The organism is Pseudomonas sp. BIOMIG1BAC, assembly GCF_001705995.2.
GTDB classification, from domain to species: Bacteria; Pseudomonadota; Gammaproteobacteria; order Pseudomonadales; family Pseudomonadaceae; genus Aquipseudomonas; species Aquipseudomonas sessilinigenes.
This window is the reverse complement of the sequence record NZ_CP049045.1, coordinates 6,321,930-6,341,929: the sequence shown is the minus strand read 5'-3', so window position 1 is coordinate 6,341,929 and position 20,000 is coordinate 6,321,930. Positions and strand designations below refer to the sequence as shown.

Below are 20,000 nucleotides of genomic sequence, written 5' to 3'. Positions count from 1 at the left end.
CGGGCCAGCCTCGCATCCTACGGATACGGGGGATTCATTTCCTGGCGACGATCACGGCGCGCATCGGCGCCGGCAGGCCTTCGATGGTCTTGCTGTGGTCGTCGGGGTCGAGGAAGTCGCTCAGGGACTGGTACTTCATCCACTCGGTGGCCCGCTGTTCCTGCACGCTGGTCAGGCTGACATCCACGCAGCGCACGTCGCTGAACCCGGCGCGCCGCAGCCACAGCTCCAGGGCCGGTACCGACGGCAGGAACCACACGTTGCGCATCTGTGCGTAGCGGTCTTCCGGCACCAGTACCTGCTGCTGGTCGCCTTCGACCACCAGGGTCTCCAGCACCAGTTCGCCCCCCTTGACCAGGCAGTCCTTGAGCGCCAGCAGGTGCTCGATGGGCGAGCGGCGGTGGTAGAACACCCCCATGGAGAACACGGTGTCGAACCCTTCGAGATTCGACGGCAGGTCCTCGAAGGGGAACGGCAGGTGCCAGGCCTTGGGTTGTTCCAGGTAGCGCTGCACCGCCTGGAACTGGCAGAAGAACAGCCAATTCGGATCGACGCCGATCACGCTGTCGGCGCCAGCGCCGAGCATGCGCCACATGTAGTAGCCATTGCCGCAACCGACATCGAGGATGCGCTTGCCTTGCAGGTCAAGGTGCGGCGCGACCCGCGACCACTTCCAGTCCGAGCGCCATTCGGTATCCACATGCACGCCGAACAGGTCGAACGGGCCCTTGCGCCAAGGGCTCAGGCCCATCAGGGCAGTGCGCATCCGCTCGCGGGTCGCGGTGTCGCAATCAGTGTCCAGGACCAGGCCGTTGAGCAAGTCGATTTTACTGGGGCGCACGTCCGGCAGGGCGTCCAGGGCACTTTGCCAGCGGGCCAGGTCGCCATGGCCCTTTTCCATCTTGGCATCGAGTTGCGCTTGCAGGCCCTGGGCCCAGACGGCCAGGGGAGTGCCCACCAGATGGCGGGCCAGGGGGGATAGATCGATCATGGCAGGGCAATCAACGAAGCAAAGTTAAGACATTGGAACCACGGCACGACTTTCGAGAAACCGGCGGCCAGCAGGCGCTCGCGGTGTTCCTCGAGGCTGTCGGGCTTCATGACATTCTCGATGGCACTGCGTTTCTGGGCGATCTCCAACTCGCTGTAGCCGTTGGCGCGCTTGAAGGCGACGTGCAGGTCGGTGAGCAGCTCATGCTCCTGGGCGTCGTTGAAGCGCAGCTTTTCCGAGAGGATCAGGGCGCCGCCGGGCAGCAGTGCCTGACGGATGCGCGTCAGCAGTGCCTGGCGCTGTTCAGGGGCGATGAACTGCAAGGTGAAGTTCATCGCCACCACCGAGGCCGGCTGGAAGTCCAGGGCCAGGATGTCACCCTCGATCACCTGCACGGGCAGCAACTCCTGGAACATCGAGTCCTGGCCGTTGAGGTACTCCCGGCAGCGCTCGACCATGGCCGCCGAGTTGTCCACGGCGATCACCCGGCAGCCGTCGCTGCGCACATGGCGACGCAGGGCCTGGGTCACCGCTCCGAGGGAGGCGCCGAGGTCGTAGAGCACGCTGTTGGGCTGGGCGAACTGCGCCGCCAGGACCCCGAGGTTCTCGACGATGGTCGGGTAGCCGGGTACCGAGCGCTTGATCATGTCCGGGAAGACTCGCACCACATCTTCGTTGAAGGCGAAGTCGGGCACTTGGGCCAGAGGCTGGGCGAATAGGCGATCGGGTTCTTTGCTCACGGCGGTTCCGGTGCTGGCGATAAAAAGAGGGGCGGCATTGTAGCCGCTGCGGCCCGTTGCGATAAGGCCTGGGGGACCGGGGGCGGCACCGGGTGTCGCCCCTGCGCGGCTAGCGCGGCTAGCGCGGCTTCTGGCTGAAGGCCGAAGCGGCGATGCCCCACTGGCCCAGCCAGTAGAAAATGATGATCAGGTAGGGCGCGGCGGCGAAGGCCCCGACGAAGCGGCTCAGGCCGATCAGGCTATCGGAGAAGGCGAAGCTCAAGGCGCCGAGTGCGGCCAGGGCCGCCGAACGCTTGGGCACTGCTGTGCCCAGGCGTGCCAGGGCCCGCCAGAGCATGGCGCTGATGGTCAGGGCATAGACGATCACCGGCACCAGCAATGGACCCAGGCCATGGGAAATCAGGATGCCCAATAGGGTCGCGCCGATGGCCAGCGCCAACAGCAGTGGCAGCAGCGCTGGGCGCCGGCAATCACTGAGGTAGGCCTTGAGGTAAGCCAAGTGGGCCACCAGGAAGGCGCCCAGGCCGAACACGAACAGGTCCATGGGCCAGGCCAGCAGGATATCGCCCAGGACCGAGAACAGCAGGCCAATGATGATCCAGCGCCGGTAGTCGCCAGGCGGCGCATCATGCAGCCAGCCCAGCAGGGCCAGCACCGGCAGGGGCTTGACCAGCAGGCACAGCAGGGTGGCATGTATAGCGGTGCCGTAGATGAAGGTCGCGGCGCCCATCAGCGCAAGGATTAGCCAGCCCATGTCAATTGACCGTGATCGAGCAGTCGAAGGCCTTGACCGGCGCTTCCTCCGGTGCCCAAGGCTGCTGGTAGGTCAGCAGCAGGCGGCCCGTGCCTTTGGCGAAGGCCTGGAAGCGCCAGGTCGAGAAGCCGCCACTGCCGACCAGGCCGGTGTCTTCCGGATTGCTGTAGACCTCGGGGCTGACCTTGCGCAGGATGCCGCCGGCCGAGTCCTGGATCGCCCAGCGGTAACCCGTGGTGGGGTTGCTCGGCAGAGTGACGGTCAGGTTCTGCCCCTCGTGCAGTTGCAGCGGGCATTCGCTCTGCTTCTCCACGGTGACGTTTTGCTTGGGTTGGCTGGCGCAGGCGGCCAACAGGGCAAAGCTGAGCAGGGCGAGCAAGCGAGTGGTGGGCATGGGTCAGGAAGCTCCGATCGTTCATGACGAACGGCGAGCATAACTGAAGATGGAGCAATGTGTGGCAGGCCGTTGCAGGAGCGAAGCCGCTCGCGATGAACGATGGCGCAGTACGCCAGGTACTACGCATTGTGTCCATCGCCGGGCGAGCCCCGCTCCTGCAGATCCCGGGTTAGAACAGCACCTTGGCGACGTCAGAGAAGCGTTTGGCGAAATGCACGGTGATGCCTTCCTTGAGGTAGTCCGGCAACTCTTCGAAGTGCCCGCGGTTGGGCTCCGGCAGGATCAGTTCGTGGATCTTCTGCCGGCGTGCGGCGATTACCTTCTCGCGCACCCCGCCAATGGGCAGCACGTGGCCGGTGAGGGTCAGCTCGCCGGTCATGGCCACGCCTTTCTTCGGCGGCTGGTTACGTGCCAGGGACAGCAACGCGCTGGCCATGGTCACCCCGGCGCTGGGGCCGTCCTTGGGCGTGGCGCCCTCGGGTACGTGCAGGTGGACGAAGGCTTCGTCGAAGAACTTGCTGTCGCCGCCGAACTGCTTCAGGTGCGAGCTGACGTAGCTGTAGGCGATCTCCGCCGACTCCTTCATCACATCGCCCAACTGGCCGGTGAGCTTGAAGCCGCGGTTGTGGGTGTGGATGCGCGTGGCCTCGATGGGCAAGGTGGCGCCGCCCATGCTGGTCCAGGCCAGGCCGGTGATGACCCCGACCCCGCTCAGCACCTGCTCGTTGCGGAACACCGGCATGCCCAGGGAGGCTTCCAGGTCCTTGGGGCCGATCTTGATCCGTGCCTCGGGTTCGTCCAGCAGCCGCACCACGGCCTTGCGCACCAGCTTGCCCAGTTGTTTCTCCAGCTGGCGCACCCCGGCCTCGCGGGCGTAGCCGTCGATCACCGTGCGCAGGGCGCTGTCGCTGATGCTCAGGCTGGACTTGGCGACGCCGGCCTTGTGCAGTTGCTTGGGCCACAGGTGGCGCTTGGCGATGGCGAGTTTTTCCTCGGTGATGTAGCCCGACAGGCGAATCACTTCCATGCGGTCCAGCAGCGGTCCGGGGATGGCGTCCAGGGTGTTGGCGGTGCACACGAACAGGACCTTGGACAGGTCCATGCGCAGGTCCAGGTAATGGTCGAGGAAGTCGACGTTCTGCTCCGGGTCGAGGGTCTCCAGCAGTGCCGAAGCCGGGTCGCCCTGGTAGCTCTGGCCCATCTTGTCGATCTCGTCGAGCATGATCACCGGGTTCATCACCTCCACTTCCTTGAGGGCCTGCACCAGCTTGCCCGGCTGGGCGCCGATGTAGGTGCGGCGGTGGCCCTTGATCTCGGCCTCATCGCGCATGCCGCCAACGCTGAAGCGGAAGAACGGCCGGCCCAGGGATTCGGCGATGGATTTGCCGACGCTGGTCTTGCCGACGCCGGGCGGGCCCACCAACAGCACGATGGAGCCGCTGATCTCGCCCTTGTAGGCACCCACGGCGAGGAACTCGAGGATGCGGTTCTTGATGTCGTCCAGGCCGGCGTGGTGCTGGTCCAGTACCTTGCGCGCGTGCTTGAGGTCGAGCTTGTCCTCGCCATAGATGCCCCAAGGCACGGCGGTGGCCCACTCCAGGTAGTTGCGGGTGACCGCATATTCCGGCGAGCCGGTCTCGAGGATCGACAGCTTGTTCATTTCCTCGGTGATGCGTTTCTGTGCCTGGGGCGGCAGGACTTTGCCCTGCAGGCGCTGCTCGAACTGTTCCAGGTCGGCGCTGCGATCGTCCTTGGTCAGCCCCAGTTCCTGCTGGATCACCTTGAGCTGTTCCTTGAGGAAGAACTCGCGCTGGTGCTCGCCGATCTTGCGGTTGACCTCGGCGGAAATCTCTTTCTGCAGGCGCGCGACTTCCACTTCCTTGCGCAGCATCGGCAGGACTTTCTCCATGCGCTTGAGCATGGGCACGCAGTCGAGTACTTCCTGCAACTCGTTGCCGGTGGCGGAGGTCAGGGCGGCGGCGAAGTCGGTCAGGGGCGATGGGTCGTTGGGGCTGAAGCGATTGAGGTAGTTCTTCAGCTCTTCGCTGTACAGCGGGTTGAGCGGCAGCAGCTCCTTGATCGCGTTGATCAGGGCCATGCCGTAGGCCTTGACCTCGTCGGTGGGCTCGGCCGGTTGGCGCGGGTACTCCACTTCCACCAGATAGGGCGGGCGATGATGCTTGAGCCAGGTGCGCACGCGCACCCGGGTCAGGCCCTGGGCGACGAATTGCAGCTTGCCGTTCTCGCGGCTGGCGTGGTGGACCTTGACCAGGGTGCCGTACTCCGGCAGTGCCGAAGTGTCGAAATGCCGTGGATCTTCCTGGGGGGTGTCCATGAAGAACAGGGCAAGGGAGTGATGTTCGGATTTGCTCACCAGCTCCAGGGTCTCGGCCCAGGGCTCTTCATTGACGATGACTGGCAAGACCTGGGCCGGGAAGAACGGCCGGTTGTGGATCGGGATGATGTAGACCTTGTCCGGGAGGGCCTGCCCTGGCAGGGCCAGGCCGGTGCCATGGGCGGCCGACTGTTCGGTGTCTTCCGGATCGACGTAGTCGCGTGGATCCTCGGGAAATTCTTGCTGGTCGCTCATGGAGACTCCTGCACGATGGGCTATGCAGGTTAGATGGGGCAGGTCATGACGGGTTTCAATGGGGGCACTGCGAACAGGGTCGCAGCTGCCCGGTTCTTTGGCCTGGCCTTTTTCAGCCGGCCTGGACAACTGGCATCGTCAGGGGTGCAGCATTTTCCCGATATTGGTTGTCAATAAAATGACTGCAAGATCACCAGTTATACTGCGCGATCTTCTATGATCGGCAGGTAAATCTGAGTATCCGCAACGACGGAATAAAGATGCCATTTTTTTGACTTTTGCCTCCAGCGCTTCAGAGGGATGGGTATGAAGAACGGATTTCTCCGCTCCCAACGGCTGTCGCCCGTAACGCCGTGCTCAAGGGGGAGCTTGCAAGCGGAACGGTCGAGAGTGGCGATATGAGGTGGCGCCGAACCTTCCAGGCAAGAATTGTCGGGGTCTTGGCGCTGTTACTGCTGGTGCTGGTCGCTGCGGTGTATTTTGCCGTCAAGACCGCGACTACCCAGGCGGTGGAACGACAGGCACAACTGCAATTGAAGACCGGTACCCGGGTCTTCGAGCGCTTGCTGGACCTGCGGGGCCGCACCCTGCAATACGGTGTCGATTGGCTGGTGGTGGACTCGGAGTTCCGCCGTGCTGTGGTCAGTGGCAAACCCGTGGACATTCTCGCTGCCCTGGCCCGGCATCGCGGTGGTATCCGTTCCAGCGAGATGTTCGTGCTCAGCCCCGAGGGCCAGGTCGTCGCCAGCACGCTGCCGGCCATCTCCCGGGACCAACCCTTTCCCTACGACCAGGCCTTGCGTCGGGCCCTGCGGCACGACATCCACATGCTCTTGGTGTCGATCCAGGGTCGTCCCTATCTCCTGGTGCAAGGCGAGGTGCTGGAGTCGCTGCCGATCGCCCGGGTGGTGATGGGGTTTCCCATGGATGAAAACTTCGCTCTGGAACTGCGCTCGATGAGCAACCTGGAGGTGTCGTTCCTGGCGGTCGATGGGCAGAACGCCGGAGAGTTGTTCAGTACCCAGCCGGAGTCCTTGTGGTCGGCGATCATCAACATCCTGCGTGACTCGTTGTGGCAGCCGCTGCCGCAACTGAGTGAAATCCATGGTCAGCGCTTTCTCAACCAGGCGCTGCAATTGGCCAACACTGGCGGTGAAGACGACCCGCGGGTCATGGCCCTGCTGCAAAGCCCCATGGAGCAGGCCCTGGAGGCCTTCGCCCCGTTGGACAAGGAGTTCTTGTGGATTGCCGTGGTGGCGCTGGCGGTGTCCCTGGTCGGCGCATTGCTGATGGCGCGTTGGGTGGCCCGGCCCCTGGAGGACCTGGCCCTGGCTGCCCGGCGCATCGGCGCGGGCAACTACCAGGCCCCGGTGGCGAGCAAGCGCAGCGACGAGTTCGGAGTGCTCACCGATGCCTTCAACGCCATGCAGAGTGCGATCGCTACCCGCGAGCGGCAGTTGGCCCACAATGCCCTGCATGACCCCCAGACCGGCTTGCCCAACCGGGCGCTGGCCATTGAGCGCCTGAGCAAGGCCATTGCCGAACGGCGAAACGTGGTGTTGCTGTACCTGGGGGTGGATAACTACCGGGCGATCAACGAGGGCTTCGGGACCGAAGGCCTGGAGCAGATGATGGGCGAGCTCAGCTGGCGGCTGCGGGAGGTGCTGTCCCAGGGGGATACCGCTGCGCGTATTACCTCCAGCGAGTTTCTCCTGTTGCTGGAGAACACCGAGCTCAACGGCGCCATTGCCATGGCTGACCGGTTGCATGCGTTGCTGAGCCGGCCGCAGTTGATCCAGGGCGATGAAGTTCGCCTGCAGATCTGCGTAGGCGTGGCGGTGTATCCGGCCGACGGTCAATCGGCCGAGGAGCTGATCAGCCGCGCGGCCATCGCCCGGCATGATGCTTCGCTAAAGCCTGGCTACTTGCAGGTCTATCAACAGGATCGCGACCTGGCCCACCAACGGCAGATCAGCCTGATTCGCGATTTACGCCGTGCCGCGGCCGAGGGCGAGCTGTTTCTGCACTACCAGCCCAAGCTGGACCTGCGCCGGGACTACCTGCACCAGGCCGAGGCCCTGTTGCGCTGGCAGCACCCCGTGTTTGGCGTGGTATCGCCGGCCGAGTTCATCCCCCTGGCCGAGCGCACCGGCAGCATGCACAGCCTGACCTCCTGGGTGATCGAGGCTTGTATCCAGCAGTTGGCGCAGTGGAATCGCCGGGCCTTGCCGGTACGCCTGTCATTGAACATTTCTGCCAGGGACCTGGAGGACGATGGCCTGGAGGACCGGGTCAGCCAGTGCCTGGAGCGCCACCAGGTCGCGGCCGAGCAATTGGTGTTCGAGATTACCGAGAGCACCATCATGCGCCATCCGGAGCAGGCGTTGGCGGTACTCCAGCGCTTGCGTGGTTGCGGTATCAGCTTGTCGGTGGATGATTTCGGCACCGGTTATTCGTCCCTGGCGCAATTGCAACGCTTGCCGGTACAGGAGCTGAAGATCGACCAGTCGTTCATTCGCAACCTGGACGAAACCAGCGGCGATGCGGTGATCGTGCGTTCGACCATCGAAATGAGCCACAAGCTGGGGCTCAAGGTCGTGGCCGAAGGCGTGGAGTTCGAACACTGCCTGAAACTGCTGGAAAGCTGGGGGTGCGATACGGTGCAGGGCTACCTGATCAGTCGCCCCTTGTCGACCGAGGCTTTCGAGCACTGGCTGCTCAAATCCAGGGTCCCGGGCTGAGGGCGATGGTCGATCCGGGAAGCTCGCGACCGGGGGGCAGCAGGTTGCGGCTTGAGCCTTGGCCAGCAGCCTGTGCAGTTCGGGCTCGATCTGGTCTTCGGCGAGGCCGTCCATGACTTGCTGGATGCAGGGTGCATAGCGGCGCTCGATCGCTGTTTCTGCCCAGTCCAGTTCATAGATCGCCAGGATTCGTACATCCAGGTAGGTCGAATCAGCCAGCAGGCGCTTGAGCAAGTCGATGGCCACCGGGCTGCGCAGTTCACCCAGGGAGACAGTACAGCGTTGCTGCCAGTATTCGGGCTGGGACAGGAGAATGGCCTCCAGTCGCTGCCATTGTTCAGGAGTAAAGACCCGTAGCACGCCCCTGCCTACCTGTTCGGTGATGTATTCGTTCCAGTTGCTGGCTTGCGAGTCGCCGATCCAGTATTGCAACTGTTCGAACGGATCCTGGGGTACATCGCGATTCATGTGCTGTTCCTGTGGAGCGGGTTGCGGTGTGGAGAGTGAGTGGCGGATGCCATGGGTTGATGAACCCCGGCGGGGCTACCAGTTTCCGGCAAACTTCACTGCCGCCGCGGCCCGAGAGGGCACTTTCAGGGTGTGCAACAGGGACGAGACATGGATACGCACGGTGAACGGCGAGATATCCAGCTCGCGAGCGATCTCCTTGTTGGTCTTGCCCTGGGCAATCAGGCGTAGCACCTCCTGCTGGCGAGTGGTCAGCGAGCTGATCTCGGAGCAGACATCCAGGGGCAGCAGCAGGCCGGAGGGGGCGTACTTGACCACGACTTCCCCCTGGCGGATATCCAGGATCGCCTGGGCGATTTCCTCCGGGCAGATGTTCTTGCCGATGAATCCGTCGGCTCCCGCGGCCATCACTTCGCTGATCAGGTCCTGATTGTCGATCATCGACACCACGATGATCGAGGTCCGGGGCAGTTGCAGGCGCAAATCGGTGATCATGCCGATCGAGGTCAGCCCGGGAAAACGCAGGTCGAGGATCAATGAATCCGGTTCCTCGCCGGTCTGGGCGAGGGCGAGTACCGCTGCCAGGTCACCGGCTTCTTCGAGCACGGCCTCGGGTAGCAGGCGCTGGATGGTACTGCGCATCCCCTCGCGGAACAGGGGGTGGTCGTCAGCGACGATGATCCGGCATGTCATGTCTTGAAACTCCTTGAAACCTACAGTCCTGGGGGCATGCTACCTTGGCGGTCCGGCACTGTACCTGCCCACTGGTCGTGTCCGGTACCCCATGTCTTCAGGTAGGACCACGCAAACCGGCGGATTGCACAAGGAGGTGATTGGATGAAAGCAGAGAAGGACAGCGAACTCGACCAGGCCACGCTACGCATCATCGTGGCCAGTTGCGCGCTGGTCTATGTCACCGTGACCAGTTGCCTGCCGGGGCAGGATTTCTACATCTACTTGCCGGTGATCATCTACATCATCGTCTTCACCCTGGTTTCCATCGGCCTGCGCCTGGCCATTGCCCGCTGGCCCGGCCATTACCCGATCCGGCGGGTTTTTGGGATGGTCTATGACTACACCGGCACCTGCTTCGGCCTGGTGATGGGCGGCGAGGGCGCGCTGCCCATCTATGCGGTGATGGTCTGGGTCAACCTGGGCAACGGCATGCGTTTCGGCTCGCGCTACCTGGCCATCGCCACGGTACTGGCGTTGTTCGCGCTGTTCATGGTCTACCTGCTGACCCCGTACTGGCAAAGCCAGCCCTACATGGTGCTGATGCTGATGGTCACCAGTACGGTGATCCCGGTCTATGCCCATATCCTGCTCAAGCGCACCCGGCTGGCCTCCGAGCGAGCCATTGCCGCCAACCTGGAAAAATCGCGTTTTTTGGCCCAGGCCAGCCATGACCTGCGCCAGCCGATCCACTCCATCGGCCTGTTCACCGCCTGCCTGCGCGAGGCCGACCTGGGCCAGGAGGAGCGGCGGCTGGTGGACAACATCGACCGTTCGCTGCTCAACGTGTCGCAGTTGTTCCGCTCGATCCTCGACCTCTACACCCTGGACAACGGGCGCGTGCAGCCCAAGTACGAAACCGTGCACCTGGGGCAGTTACTGCGCGACCTGGTACGCCAGAACGCCGAAGCGGCGCGCTGGGCCGGGGTCGAGCTGCGGCTTCGGCCCTGCAACCATTGGGTACGCATCGACCCAGGGCTGCTGGCCACCATGGTGCAGAACGTCTTGTCCAATTGCTTCAAGTACGCACCGCAGGGGCCCGTGCTGATTGGCGTGCGCCGCTGCGGCCAGGGCCTGGCCATCGAGATCCATGACCGTGGGCGCGGTATCGCCGAAGAGCACCTGCCGCGGATCTTCGAAGAGTTCTACCGGGTCCGCCAATTGCGCGACAAGGATGTCGAGGGCGTGGGCCTGGGGTTGTCCATCGTCAAGCGCCTGGGGCAACTGGTGGACCTGGAGGTACGCTTGCGCTCGCGGGTTGACCACGGCACCAGCGTGACCCTGTCGGGCCTGCAACCGGCCGCGCCGCAGCAATTGCGCCGCCATGACGAGGCGCTGCAGAACGGCCTGCTGAGCGGGTTGCGGGTTTGCCTGGTGGAAGATGACCGCAACGTGCTGCTGGCGACCTCGGCGCTATTGGAGCGTTGGGGGTGTGTGGTCCAGGCCGAGGCGTCGGCCGAGGACCTGGTGACCGATTGCGACATCATCGTCGCCGACTATGACCTGGGCACCCGGCTCTCGGGCATTGAGTGCATCGACAACATCCGCCAGCAGCGGGGCTGGGAAGTGCCGGCGCTGATCATCACCGGCCACGATATCGAGAAGATCCATGCCGCGCTGCATGATCGCAACATCGCCATCCTGTCCAAGCCAGTGCGGCCGGTGGAGTTGCGGGCTACCTTGCGTGCCTTGCGCGAGACGCCAGTAGCGCTGGTTCACCAAGTTGGGGCGTAGCGGACGCTACCAGGTCCGGCACGGGATGAGCAGGGGGTAGTTGGTCATGGTCAGCTTCTTGTTGTCGCCGCTGGCGAGTTCGACGAAGTCATCCAGCATGCCCGAGTACGAAGAGATCGAGCTGCGCTCGGTGTAGTAGTGGGTGGTCACCGGCCCGTAGTTGGTGTTGCTCTGGCCGGTGCCCACGTACTCGTTCCAGCGGCTGGTGCCGTACACCATGTCCTGACCCTGGACGAAGTATCGGCCCGGTTGCAGGCCGGTGAACTGGAAGATGCCGTCGTCGTTGGTCCGGGTTACCCGGTGCACGGCCACGGCCTCGGGGAGCATGCTCACCGGTGCGCCTTCGGGCTGGGATGAGCGCAACTTGTGCCAGGCCTGCAAGTGCGGGGTGGCCGGATAGAGATAGATCTCGACGTTGCGGCTGCTCTCGATGCCATCGTTGCCGACGATGCAGAACTTGCCGGTGAGGGTTGCCGTGCCCGGTTGCAGGGCCGCACGTGCGGCCTGGGTGTCGAAGGGGACGTCGGGGTATTGCACGCTGGGGACCTTCACCAGCGGGTATTCGTCCAGGGTTCGTCCCTGGCGCGGGGCGCAGGCGCTCAAGGCACAGGCGAGCAGCACCGTACCGGAGACCATGAATAGGCGAGATGCCATGACGGCGGGACCTTTGTGTGCAGGGAAGTAGCGCGTTCGCGCAGCCCCGCCCTGCGCCGGGCAGGTGCGGTGGCTCGTCGCGAGTTTCCGGGGTGGCCGCTTTATTCCTTGTTGCACTCGGCGGGCATCGAAACCAGGCCACCCATGCTGGCAAAGGCAATCATGCCGCCGGAGGGCAGCACGCAGTTGTAGCCACCGGCGCTGGTGTTGGCGGTGAAGTAGGTCTGGGTATTGTCGTTGCGCACGTTCGAGACGCTGGTCACGTTCTTGCCAATGGTGAGTTGGGCACGGTTTCTCAGGTCGTCGTTGCTGGGCTTGGCAACGGCGCAACCGGCGAGGGCCAGCACCAGTCCGCTGAGCAGGGTGATGGAGCGGATGTTGGAATGGAGTTTCATGATGACGCTTCCTTGGTGTTGTAGTTTCTTTCCACGGCGCAGCCGTCCCCCGCACCGCAGGATGGCAGTGTTGGTGGGAACGAGGTGGTTGGCCGCAACTATAGCGCCGGGGTCGGGGAGGGTCGATTAGCACAGATGGGCTAATGTCCCTTTGCAATTACCCGAGTTGGTAGGGTCATTCGGCCAGTTGTTCCTGCAGGCGGCGGCCCAGCACATCCAGCAGGTCGCAGCCATCACGCAAGGGAATGACGCACAGTTGGGCGAAGTCCTGGAGTAATTGCGGATTGCCACCGAGATGGTCCTGGCTGGCAATGCTTTCCAGCAGTTGGGTCGCGGCACGGATACGGTGGATGGCCGCTTCGTGCAGGGCATCCAGCGGGGCCTGGGTATCCACCAGCAGGGCGGGGATGTCGTAGTCGTTGCCAGTGAGGGGCATGAAGCGCCTTGGGGAGTGTGCGGTGTCGTCGTCCATTGCCTGGGGCCTGCCCGGTGATTCTGCCGACCTTAAAGGCAGGCGGCCGCAGGGAACAAGGTGATGCTGTTCTCTGTGAGCTGTAGGACTTTTCAAAACCCATGGCTGTAGCCGCTGCCGAGCCTGCGAGGCTGCGCCAAGGCCCGTAGGGGCTTCCTGGGTCTGCGGCCCTACGCAGCCGCGGCAGCGGCAACACGAAGCAGATCTGACTCTGCGGCAGCCGTTACACGAAGGCATGTGAGGGCGGGCACAAAAAAGGCGGCTACCCGTAGGTAGCCGCCTTTTCAGTTACTGTCAGGGCTTATTCCGACAGTTTGTAGGCAATGATGTAGTCGCCCATCTTGGTGCCCAGAGAGCCGTGGCCACCCACGACCACCAGCACGTACTGCTTGCCGTCCTGGCCGGTGTAGCTCATCGGCGTGGCTTGGCCGCCGGCCGGCAGGCGGGATTTCCACAGTTCCTTGCCGTTCTTCACGTCATAACCGCGGATGTACTGGTCCAGGGTACCGCTGAGGAAGCCCACGCCACCGGCGGTGACCATGGAGCCGCCCATGCTCGGCACGCCCATCGGCAGGCCGATCGGGATCGGCGAGCTGTCACGGCTGGTGCCGTTCTTGTGCTTCCACACCACCTTGTTGGTGGTCAGGTCGATACCGGCGACGTAGCCCCAGGCCGGCGCCTGGCAGGGCACGCCGAGCGGCGACATGAACGGATGCATGATCACCGCATAGGGAGCGCCGGTGTTGGGTTGCACGCCCGAGGTCTCGCTTTCGCGCTTGCTGTCGGCGGCCACTTCGGCGCGCGGTACCAGCTTGGACACGAAGGCCATGTAGTTCGGGCTGGTGAACAGCAGCTGGCGTACCGGATCCAGCGATACGCTGCCCCAGTTGAACACGCCGACGTTACCCGGATAGATCAGGCTGCCCTGCACCGATGGTGGGGTGTACTGGCCGTCGTAGCGCAGCTCCTTGAACTGGATGCGGCACAGCATCTGGTCGAATGGAGTGGCGCCCCACATGGCTTTTTCGTCCAGAGGCGGGTTCAGCAGGTTCAGGTCCGAACGGGCCTGGGTCGGTGCGGTGTGGTCGCCTTCCACGGCTCCGGTCGGGGCTGGGATCTCGCGGATCGGCACGATCGGGGTACCGTCGCGACGGTCCAGCACATACAGGCTGCCTTGCTTGGTCGGTTGGATCAGCGCCGGCTTGATGCCATCCGCAGTCTTCATGTCCAGCAGGGTTGGCTGGCTGCCTACGTCCATGTCCCACAGGTCGTGGTGGGTGAACTGGTAGTTCCAGCGCAGCTTGCCGGTGTCGATATCCAGGGCCACGGTGCCGGCGCTGAATTTCTCGGCACCTGCGGTGCGGTTGCCGCCCCATTGGTCGGGCATCTGGTTGCCCAGTGGCAGGTAGACCAGGCCCAGTTTCTCGTCGACGCTGGCCAGGGACCACATGTTCGGCGAGTTGCGGGTGTAGGTCTTGCCTTCAGGCAGCGGCGTGGTTTCGTCGGGGTTGCCCGAGTCCCAGTTCCAGACCAGGTGGCCGTCATGCACGTCGAAGGCGCGGATCACCCCGGACGGCTCGTTGGTCGATTCGTTATCGGTCACGTGACCGCCGATGATCACCAGGTTGCGGGTAATGGCCGCCGGCGAGGTGGAGTAGTAGCCACCGGGAGTGAACGAGCCGATACCGGCCTTGAGGTCCACGGCACCCTTGTTGCCGAAGTCTTCGCAGACCTTGCCGGTGTCGGCGTTGATGGCGATCAGGCGCGCATCGGCGGTCGGCAGGAACAGGCGGCGTGGGCAGCTGGTGGCGATGGCCTGGCCGGCAGGGGACAGGGTCGCCGGACGGCTGATGGCGTCGGAGTTCTGGTAGTTGGCTTCGTCGTAGTACGACACGCCACGGCAGGTCATGTGGGCCCAGCCACGGAAGTCGTCACCATTGGGGCCTTGGATCTGTGGGTCGAAGCGCCAGATTTCCTTGCCGGTATCCGGGTCCAGTGCCAGCACCTTGCTGTGGGCGGTGCAGGCATAGAGCTTGCCGTTGACCTTCAGCGGGGTGTTCTGGTTGGTGATCTCCACCGGGTCCTTGGCGGTCGGCATGTCGCCGGTGCGGATGCGCCAGGCTTCCTGCAGCTTGCCGATGTTGGCCGGAGTGATCTGCTTGAGCGGCGAGTAACGATCACCGAATTCGGTACGGCCGTAGGCCTGCCAGTCGCCATCCGGTATGGCCGGTGCGGTGCTGGCCATGTCCGCGCTGTCGCGGCCCAGGTCGCCGGAGATTTCCCCCGGGTTGGTGAACTGGCTGCCGATGGCGGCGCCACCAGCCAGGACCACGGCCACGCTCAGGGCCGCAGTGCCCATCGGTGCCGGGCCATCGCGCAGCAGTGGGCGACGGAACCAGGGCAGCAGCAGGACCACGCCCAGGGCGAACCACAACGACAGGCGCGGTACCAGTTGCCACCAGTCCAGGCCGATTTCCCACAGCGACCAGATGGTACTGGCGAACAGCACCAGAGCGTACAGGCCCAGTGCCGCGCGTTTTCCGGCCAGCAACAGCAGGCCGGTCAGCGTCAGGCCGATACCGGCCAGGACGTAGTACAGCGAGCCGCCGAGCATGCTCAGCTTGATCCCCCCGGCCAGTAAGGCCAGGCCCATTAGCAGCAGCAAGATCCCGAGCAGCCTTGGTGGCAAGCGGCTCGGGCTCGAAGCGCCCTCTGTGCTCATAGTGTGGTTCTCCGTGACGTTAAGAATGTACCCGCGCATGTTCACTGTAGATGACGTTCAGGCGCGGGCTTGGTTCAGCTGGAAAGTGTTTGCCGAAGGCTTTTTTTTGCCGGCGGGCCTCAGAACGAACTCTGGATCTTGATGCCGCCAATCAATGCATCATCCACTTGGCTCACGCCTCCTGGATGGCGGATGTACTGCAGGTTGGGACGTACCGTCAGCCAGTTGGCCAGGTGTACGCCGTAGTACAGCTCGGCGCTGTACTCGGTGTCCTGGGGCGGCAGGTAGCCTGGGGTGTCGTAGTCGTACAGCGCGCGGGCCTGGTTGCTGGCCTGGGCGTTCTTGCGGTAGGCCGGGTTGACGTGGACCCGAGCCAGGGCGAAGCCGATATCGTCCTTGGCCCGGGCATCGAATGGCCCCTTGTAGACCAGCCCCGCCTGGACGTAGTTGTCGATGGCGTTGGTCTTCTTGTCATGGGCGGTGACGTTGGCGAACAGGCTCAGGCCCCGGGACTGGTCGCTGGCCAGGCTGGTGACCTGCTGTTGCACGCCCAGCCACAGGCCATGCTTGCTCGAACTGCTGCGGTAGGCCTCACCGGTCAGCGCGGCGGGCTGGCCATTGCGGTCTTTATAGACGTCGGTGGCCTTGGCGCTGCTGTAGTAATAGCCGGCGCGGTACTCCCCGGGCAGGCCATTGAGCCGTGGAGTCCAGACCAGCTCCACCGGCAGCAGGGTGCCCTGGGTGCCGCTGCCGCTGAGCTTGAAGCCGTTGTCGCGGTCCAGGTTCGAAGGGTTCTGCTCGTAGGCGCCAACCTGGGCATAGAGCTCGGGGGTCAGGTGGTACTTGATGCGCAGGGCCCACTGGCTGACTGGCCAGTTGTACCAGACGCTGCCAGCCCAGTTGCCCACTTGCGAGCCGCAGAACGCCAGGTTCTGGAAGTCGCAGGGGAAGCTGTTGAAGTCTTCGCCCTGGCCGAAGCGACCGGCCTTGATGTCCAGCTTCTGGTCGAAGAACTTCTGCTGGTACCACATCTGGGTCAGGCGCCAGGTCTGGCCGCGACCCCAGACTTCCTGGGCCGAGGTGAAGCCGCCGACCCGCGGGTCGTTGATCCGGTCGTTGCTGATGTTGTCGCCGTTGCGCTTGGTCACGGTCAGCTGGAACTCGGCATCGTGCCAGCCAAGGATCTTTTGCAGGTCCAGGTGGCTGCCGAAGGCGAACTGGTCGCTGTAGCGTGCGGTGCGATCGTGGTCATAACCGCCGCGCAGGTTGGCGCCCATCTCGCCGACGTAGTCGATCTTGAAGTCGTAGCCCTTATCGGCCAGTTCCTTGCGGCTGCCGTTCCAGTCGCCGAGCATCCAGGGCGAGTCGCTGTCGAAGGCCGGTGTGGCTTGGGCGCAAGCGGCAAAACCCAGGGCGCCGAGGAGGGCGACTGGCGTCAGGACAGCGCTGTCTTTTGCGCGCTGAGAAAGAGGCATAGGCATTCGGATAAGGTCTTTTTCTAGGAATAGGCGAAACAAGGGCAGGGCACGAGACCTGGACCGCTGTCGGTCGAGGCGCCAGGCCGCTGTTTTCAAAAGGAAAGATGAAGCGTTTCAGCTTCGGGTGCGAAGAATAAAGCGCCCTCTCGGCAAGAGAAAGCGCTTTTATCGACATGAACCGTTTCGGAATCGGTAACAGTCGTTCGGGCTTTACTCCTCAGCGTGATGGGGTCGCCTGCGCCAGGGCGGGCGTGCGTCGGGTATGGCCCAGGACGAAGTACGCGACCAAGCCGAAAATCAAACCCCAGAAGGCCGCGGCCAGGCCCAGGAAGCTCATGCCCGAGGCGGTGACCAGGAAAGTGATCAGCGCTGCTTCACGCTGCTGGTCGTCGGCCATGGCACCGCTCAAGCCGCTGCTGATCGCGCCGAACAGGGCGAGGCCGGCCAGGGCGGCGATCAGCTCCCTGGGCAGGGCGGCGAAGACCGAGGCCAGGGTGGCGCCGAACACGCCCATGAGCAGGTAGAACAAGCCGCAGGCGATCCCGGCGATGTAGCGCTTGCTGGGTTCTTCATGGGCTTCGCGGCCGGTGCAAATCGCCGCGGTGATAGCCGCCAGGTTGATGCCGTGGGCGCCGAAGGGGGCCAGCAGCGCCGAGGTGATGGCGGTCCAGGACACGATCGAGCGGGCCGGGGTGGCGTAGCCTGCGCTGCGCATGACCGCCATGCCGGGTACGTACTGTCCGGTCAGGGTGACCAGGGCCAGGGGCAGGCCGATATTGACGATGGCCTGCCAGTCCCACTGCGGGGCGATGAAGATCGGCTCGGCCACGGCCAGGGTGATGGCCCCCAGGTTGAATTCGCCCAGGGCTGCGGCCACGCAGCAGCCCACCAGCAACACGGCGGGGATGGCGTAGCGCGGCGACCAGCGTTTGCCCAGCAGATAGGTGGTGAGCATCGCCAGCACCAGTACCGGTTGCAGGCTGAGCGAGGTGAACAGGCCTGCGCCGAAGCGGAACAGGATGCCCGCCAGCATCGCGGCGGCGATGGCCTTGGGCAGGCGCGCCATGAGCTTGTCGAAGGCACCGCTGAGGCCGAGCACGGCGATGATCAGCGCGGCGACGATGTAGGCGCCAATGGCCTGGGGCAGCGACACCGTCGGTAGCATCGAGACCAGCAGCGCGGCACCGGGGGTGGACCAGGCGGTGATCACCGGCACCTTCAGGCGCCAACTGAGCAGCAGGCCGGTCAGGCCGCTACCGATGGATATGGCCCAGATCCAGGAGGACACCTGGTCGTCGGGCATATGGGCTTCGCGGGCGGCCTGGAACACGATGATCAGGGGGCCGGCGTAGGAAATGATCACGGCGATCAAGCCGGCGACCACGGCGGAGAGGGACAGGTCCTTGCTGAGGTTGTGCATGGCATCTCGACTGGCGGGTGGTGGATGATTGAGTCGATCGATATAAGCGTGTTTCAGTGTATTTCAGAAAATTGAATCGATTCAATTGTCTTGATGCAATCAATGTCTTGATGAAGAGGCTGGCTGTAGGTTTTTTCTTATAACTAATTGTTTATTAATGATTTTATTGATTGAAAATACTTTTGATGAAAATTCATTTGGAAGGAATAGGGCCTGGTTATTGAATCAATTTGTCGATTGAGTCGATATGCGGGTGGCAGCGGCCCTGTGCTATGCTGCGCCGCATTTCAATGCAGCCGATGGTCACCAGCCTCCATGTGGGTTCCCCAGTTAAGCGACTTCAACCAGCCGGTCTACCTGTCCATCGCCGATGCGCTGCAGCGCGATATCGGCAGTGGCCTGCTCAAGGATGGTGAGCGCCTGCCGACCCTGCGCGAGCTGGCGGTGACCCTGAACGTTACTCCCGGCACCATCAATCGGGCCTACGGCGAAGCCCAGCGCCGCGGCCTGGTGCAGGGCGAGGTGGGGCGTGGCACCTATGTGCTGGGGCGCGCGCCGTTGGCGCTGGTGGAAGGTGCAGCCGGGCCGTCGTTGTCCCTGGGCCAGTCCGAGGCCCTGGACCTGTCGCTGATCAAGCCCTACAGCGAAACCCTGGAGTACTGGTTGCGCGGCGCCCTGGTGGACATGGCCCGCAGCAGCGATTTCGGCCGGGCCCTGGACTACGCTCCCGACGGCGGCCATCCCGCCCACCGCGAGGCCGGGGCGCAGTGGCTGCGGCATTCGCTGCCCGAGGCCCAGTGGCAGCAAGTGGTGATCACCTCCGGCGCCCAGCACGGGCTGATGGTTGCCATCAGCGCCTTGAGCAATGCCGGTGACCTGGTGCTCTGCGAGTCCCTGGCATACCCGGGCATCCTCTCGGTAGCTCATGGCCTGGAGCGACGCTTGCAGGGCGTGGCCATGGATGAGGAGGGAATACTGCCCGAAGCCCTGCGCGAGCAGTGCCTGCGGGAGAAGCCGGCGTTGCTGGTGTGTGTCGCCAGTTGCCAGAACCCCACCACGGCGATCATGTCGCCGGGGCGCCGGGCCCAGATCGCGGCACTGGCCGAAGAGTTCGATTTTTTGCTGGTCGACGATGATATCTACGGTTTTCTCGCCACCGATCCGCAGATCAAGCCGCTCTCGGCCTATGCGCCGGAGCGTTCGGTGTACCTCACCAGCCTGTCCAAGGCGATCATGCCGGCCCTGCGGGTCGGCTACTTGTACAGCCCGCCCAAGCTGCTGTCGCGCTTGAGCGCGATGGTCCGCAGCAGCGTGTGGATGCCCTCGCCGCTGACCGCGCAACTGGCCAGTAATGTGCTGGTCGAGGGGCTGGACCGCAAGCTGGTAGAGACCCAGCGCAGCGAGGCGGCGACGCGCCAGGCGATTGCCCGGGAAGTGTTCGCCGGTTTCGAGTTCCGGACCCAGCCCCACAGCTACCACCTGTGGTTGACCTTGCCGCAGCCCTGGACCGCCGATGAATTCGCCACCCTGGCCCGGGCCAATGGCGTGCTGGTGATGAGCGGCACGCAGTTCCAGGTGGAGCGCGATGCCAACTGCCGTCACGTGCGGGTGGTGTTGATGTCGCCCACCACCCGCGACGAACTGCGCTTTGCCCTGACCCAGCTGGCCAGCCTGATCGGCACCGACCCGCGGCGTTATCGCTGAGCCGCGGG

General features: G+C 64.0%; 16 protein-coding genes. 4 read left to right on the top strand and 12 right to left on the bottom strand.

Annotated elements, in window-relative coordinates:
• Window positions 1-34: 34 nt before the first annotated feature.
• The 5 genes from cmoB to lon all read right to left on the bottom strand — a co-directional run bounded on the left by cmoB (window position 35) and on the right by lon (window position 5,472).
• A complete protein-coding gene (cmoB, locus tag ATY02_RS29385) occupies window positions 35-991 on the bottom strand; it encodes a tRNA 5-methoxyuridine(34)/uridine 5-oxyacetic acid(34) synthase CmoB (protein WP_068584817.1) in 957 nt (318 codons plus the stop codon).
• Window positions 988-1,731 (bottom strand): carboxy-S-adenosyl-L-methionine synthase CmoA, encoded by a 744-nt coding sequence (cmoA, locus tag ATY02_RS29380; protein WP_068584824.1) that lies wholly within the window; start codon window positions 1,729-1,731, stop codon window positions 988-990. Before cmoA ends, cmoB begins: the two co-directional genes overlap by 4 nt.
• Before the next feature lie 118 nt (window positions 1,732-1,849).
• Window positions 1,850-2,485 carry a lysoplasmalogenase gene (locus ATY02_RS29375; RefSeq protein ID WP_068584828.1) on the bottom strand — a complete coding sequence of 212 codons (636 nt, stop codon included), beginning with the start codon at window positions 2,483-2,485 and terminating at the stop codon, window positions 1,850-1,852.
• Window position 2,486: 1 nt separating this feature from the next.
• Window positions 2,487-2,879 (bottom strand): protease inhibitor I42 family protein, encoded by a 393-nt coding sequence (locus ATY02_RS29370; RefSeq protein WP_068584831.1) that lies wholly within the window; start codon window positions 2,877-2,879, stop codon window positions 2,487-2,489.
• Window positions 2,880-3,051: 172 nt separating this feature from the next.
• Window positions 3,052-5,472, bottom strand: coding sequence for an endopeptidase La (gene lon, locus ATY02_RS29365; RefSeq protein ID WP_068584836.1), 2,421 nt, complete (start codon window positions 5,470-5,472; stop codon window positions 3,052-3,054).
• A 398-nt stretch (window positions 5,473-5,870) separates the two neighbouring features.
• Here lon and ATY02_RS29360 point away from each other — a divergent pair, with 398 nt between their 5' ends.
• Both ATY02_RS29360 and ATY02_RS29355 read left to right on the top strand, forming a co-directional pair.
• Window positions 5,871-8,213, top strand: coding sequence for a putative bifunctional diguanylate cyclase/phosphodiesterase (locus tag ATY02_RS29360; RefSeq protein ID WP_068584839.1), 2,343 nt, complete (start codon window positions 5,871-5,873; stop codon window positions 8,211-8,213).
• Window positions 8,214-8,264: 51 nt separating this feature from the next.
• The gene (locus ATY02_RS29355) at window positions 8,265-8,570 is read left to right on the top strand and encodes a hypothetical protein (RefSeq protein ID WP_068584842.1); all 306 of its coding nucleotides are present in this window, start codon (window positions 8,265-8,267) and stop codon (window positions 8,568-8,570) included.
• A gap of 186 nt (window positions 8,571-8,756) precedes the next feature.
• Here the strand turns inward: ATY02_RS29355 and ATY02_RS29350 are convergent, their stop codons facing one another.
• The gene (locus tag ATY02_RS29350; RefSeq protein ID WP_068584844.1) at window positions 8,757-9,374 is read right to left on the bottom strand and encodes a LuxR C-terminal-related transcriptional regulator; all 618 of its coding nucleotides are present in this window, start codon (window positions 9,372-9,374) and stop codon (window positions 8,757-8,759) included.
• 144 nt (window positions 9,375-9,518) lie between these two features.
• Here ATY02_RS29350 and ATY02_RS29345 point away from each other — a divergent pair, with 144 nt between their 5' ends.
• Window positions 9,519-11,147 (top strand): hybrid sensor histidine kinase/response regulator, encoded by a 1,629-nt coding sequence (locus ATY02_RS29345; RefSeq protein ID WP_068584845.1) that lies wholly within the window; start codon window positions 9,519-9,521, stop codon window positions 11,145-11,147.
• A gap of 6 nt (window positions 11,148-11,153) precedes the next feature.
• Here ATY02_RS29345 and ATY02_RS29340 read toward each other — a convergent pair whose 3' ends face one another.
• From ATY02_RS29340 to ATY02_RS29315, 6 genes are all read right to left on the bottom strand, one after another.
• Window positions 11,154-11,801 carry a carboxypeptidase-like regulatory domain-containing protein gene (locus tag ATY02_RS29340; RefSeq protein ID WP_068584847.1) on the bottom strand — a complete coding sequence of 216 codons (648 nt, stop codon included), beginning with the start codon at window positions 11,799-11,801 and terminating at the stop codon, window positions 11,154-11,156.
• 101 nt (window positions 11,802-11,902) lie between these two features.
• Complete coding sequence (locus ATY02_RS29335; RefSeq protein WP_068584854.1) at window positions 11,903-12,196, bottom strand: hypothetical protein; 294 nt, start codon at window positions 12,194-12,196, stop codon at window positions 11,903-11,905.
• Between the two features lie 175 nt (window positions 12,197-12,371).
• On the bottom strand, window positions 12,372-12,668 hold the full coding sequence (locus tag ATY02_RS29330; RefSeq protein WP_068584857.1) for a hypothetical protein: 297 nt from the start codon (window positions 12,666-12,668) through the stop codon (window positions 12,372-12,374).
• A 301-nt stretch (window positions 12,669-12,969) separates the two neighbouring features.
• Window positions 12,970-15,390: a glucose/quinate/shikimate family membrane-bound PQQ-dependent dehydrogenase gene (locus ATY02_RS29325; RefSeq protein ID WP_068584860.1), complete on the bottom strand. Its 2,421-nt coding sequence runs from the start codon at window positions 15,388-15,390 to the stop codon at window positions 12,970-12,972.
• 119 nt (window positions 15,391-15,509) lie between these two features.
• Window positions 15,510-16,865, bottom strand: a complete 1,356-nt coding sequence (locus ATY02_RS29320) for a carbohydrate porin (protein ID WP_068584862.1) — start codon at window positions 16,863-16,865, stop codon at window positions 15,510-15,512.
• Window positions 16,866-17,085: 220 nt separating this feature from the next.
• Window positions 17,086-18,288, bottom strand: a complete 1,203-nt coding sequence (locus tag ATY02_RS29315) for a benzoate/H(+) symporter BenE family transporter (protein WP_068584865.1) — start codon at window positions 18,286-18,288, stop codon at window positions 17,086-17,088.
• Between the two features lie 315 nt (window positions 18,289-18,603).
• Here ATY02_RS29315 and ATY02_RS29310 point away from each other — a divergent pair, with 315 nt between their 5' ends.
• A complete protein-coding gene (locus tag ATY02_RS29310) occupies window positions 18,604-19,992 on the top strand; it encodes a PLP-dependent aminotransferase family protein (RefSeq protein WP_068584866.1) in 1,389 nt (462 codons plus the stop codon).
• Window positions 19,993-20,000 lie beyond the last annotated feature (8 nt).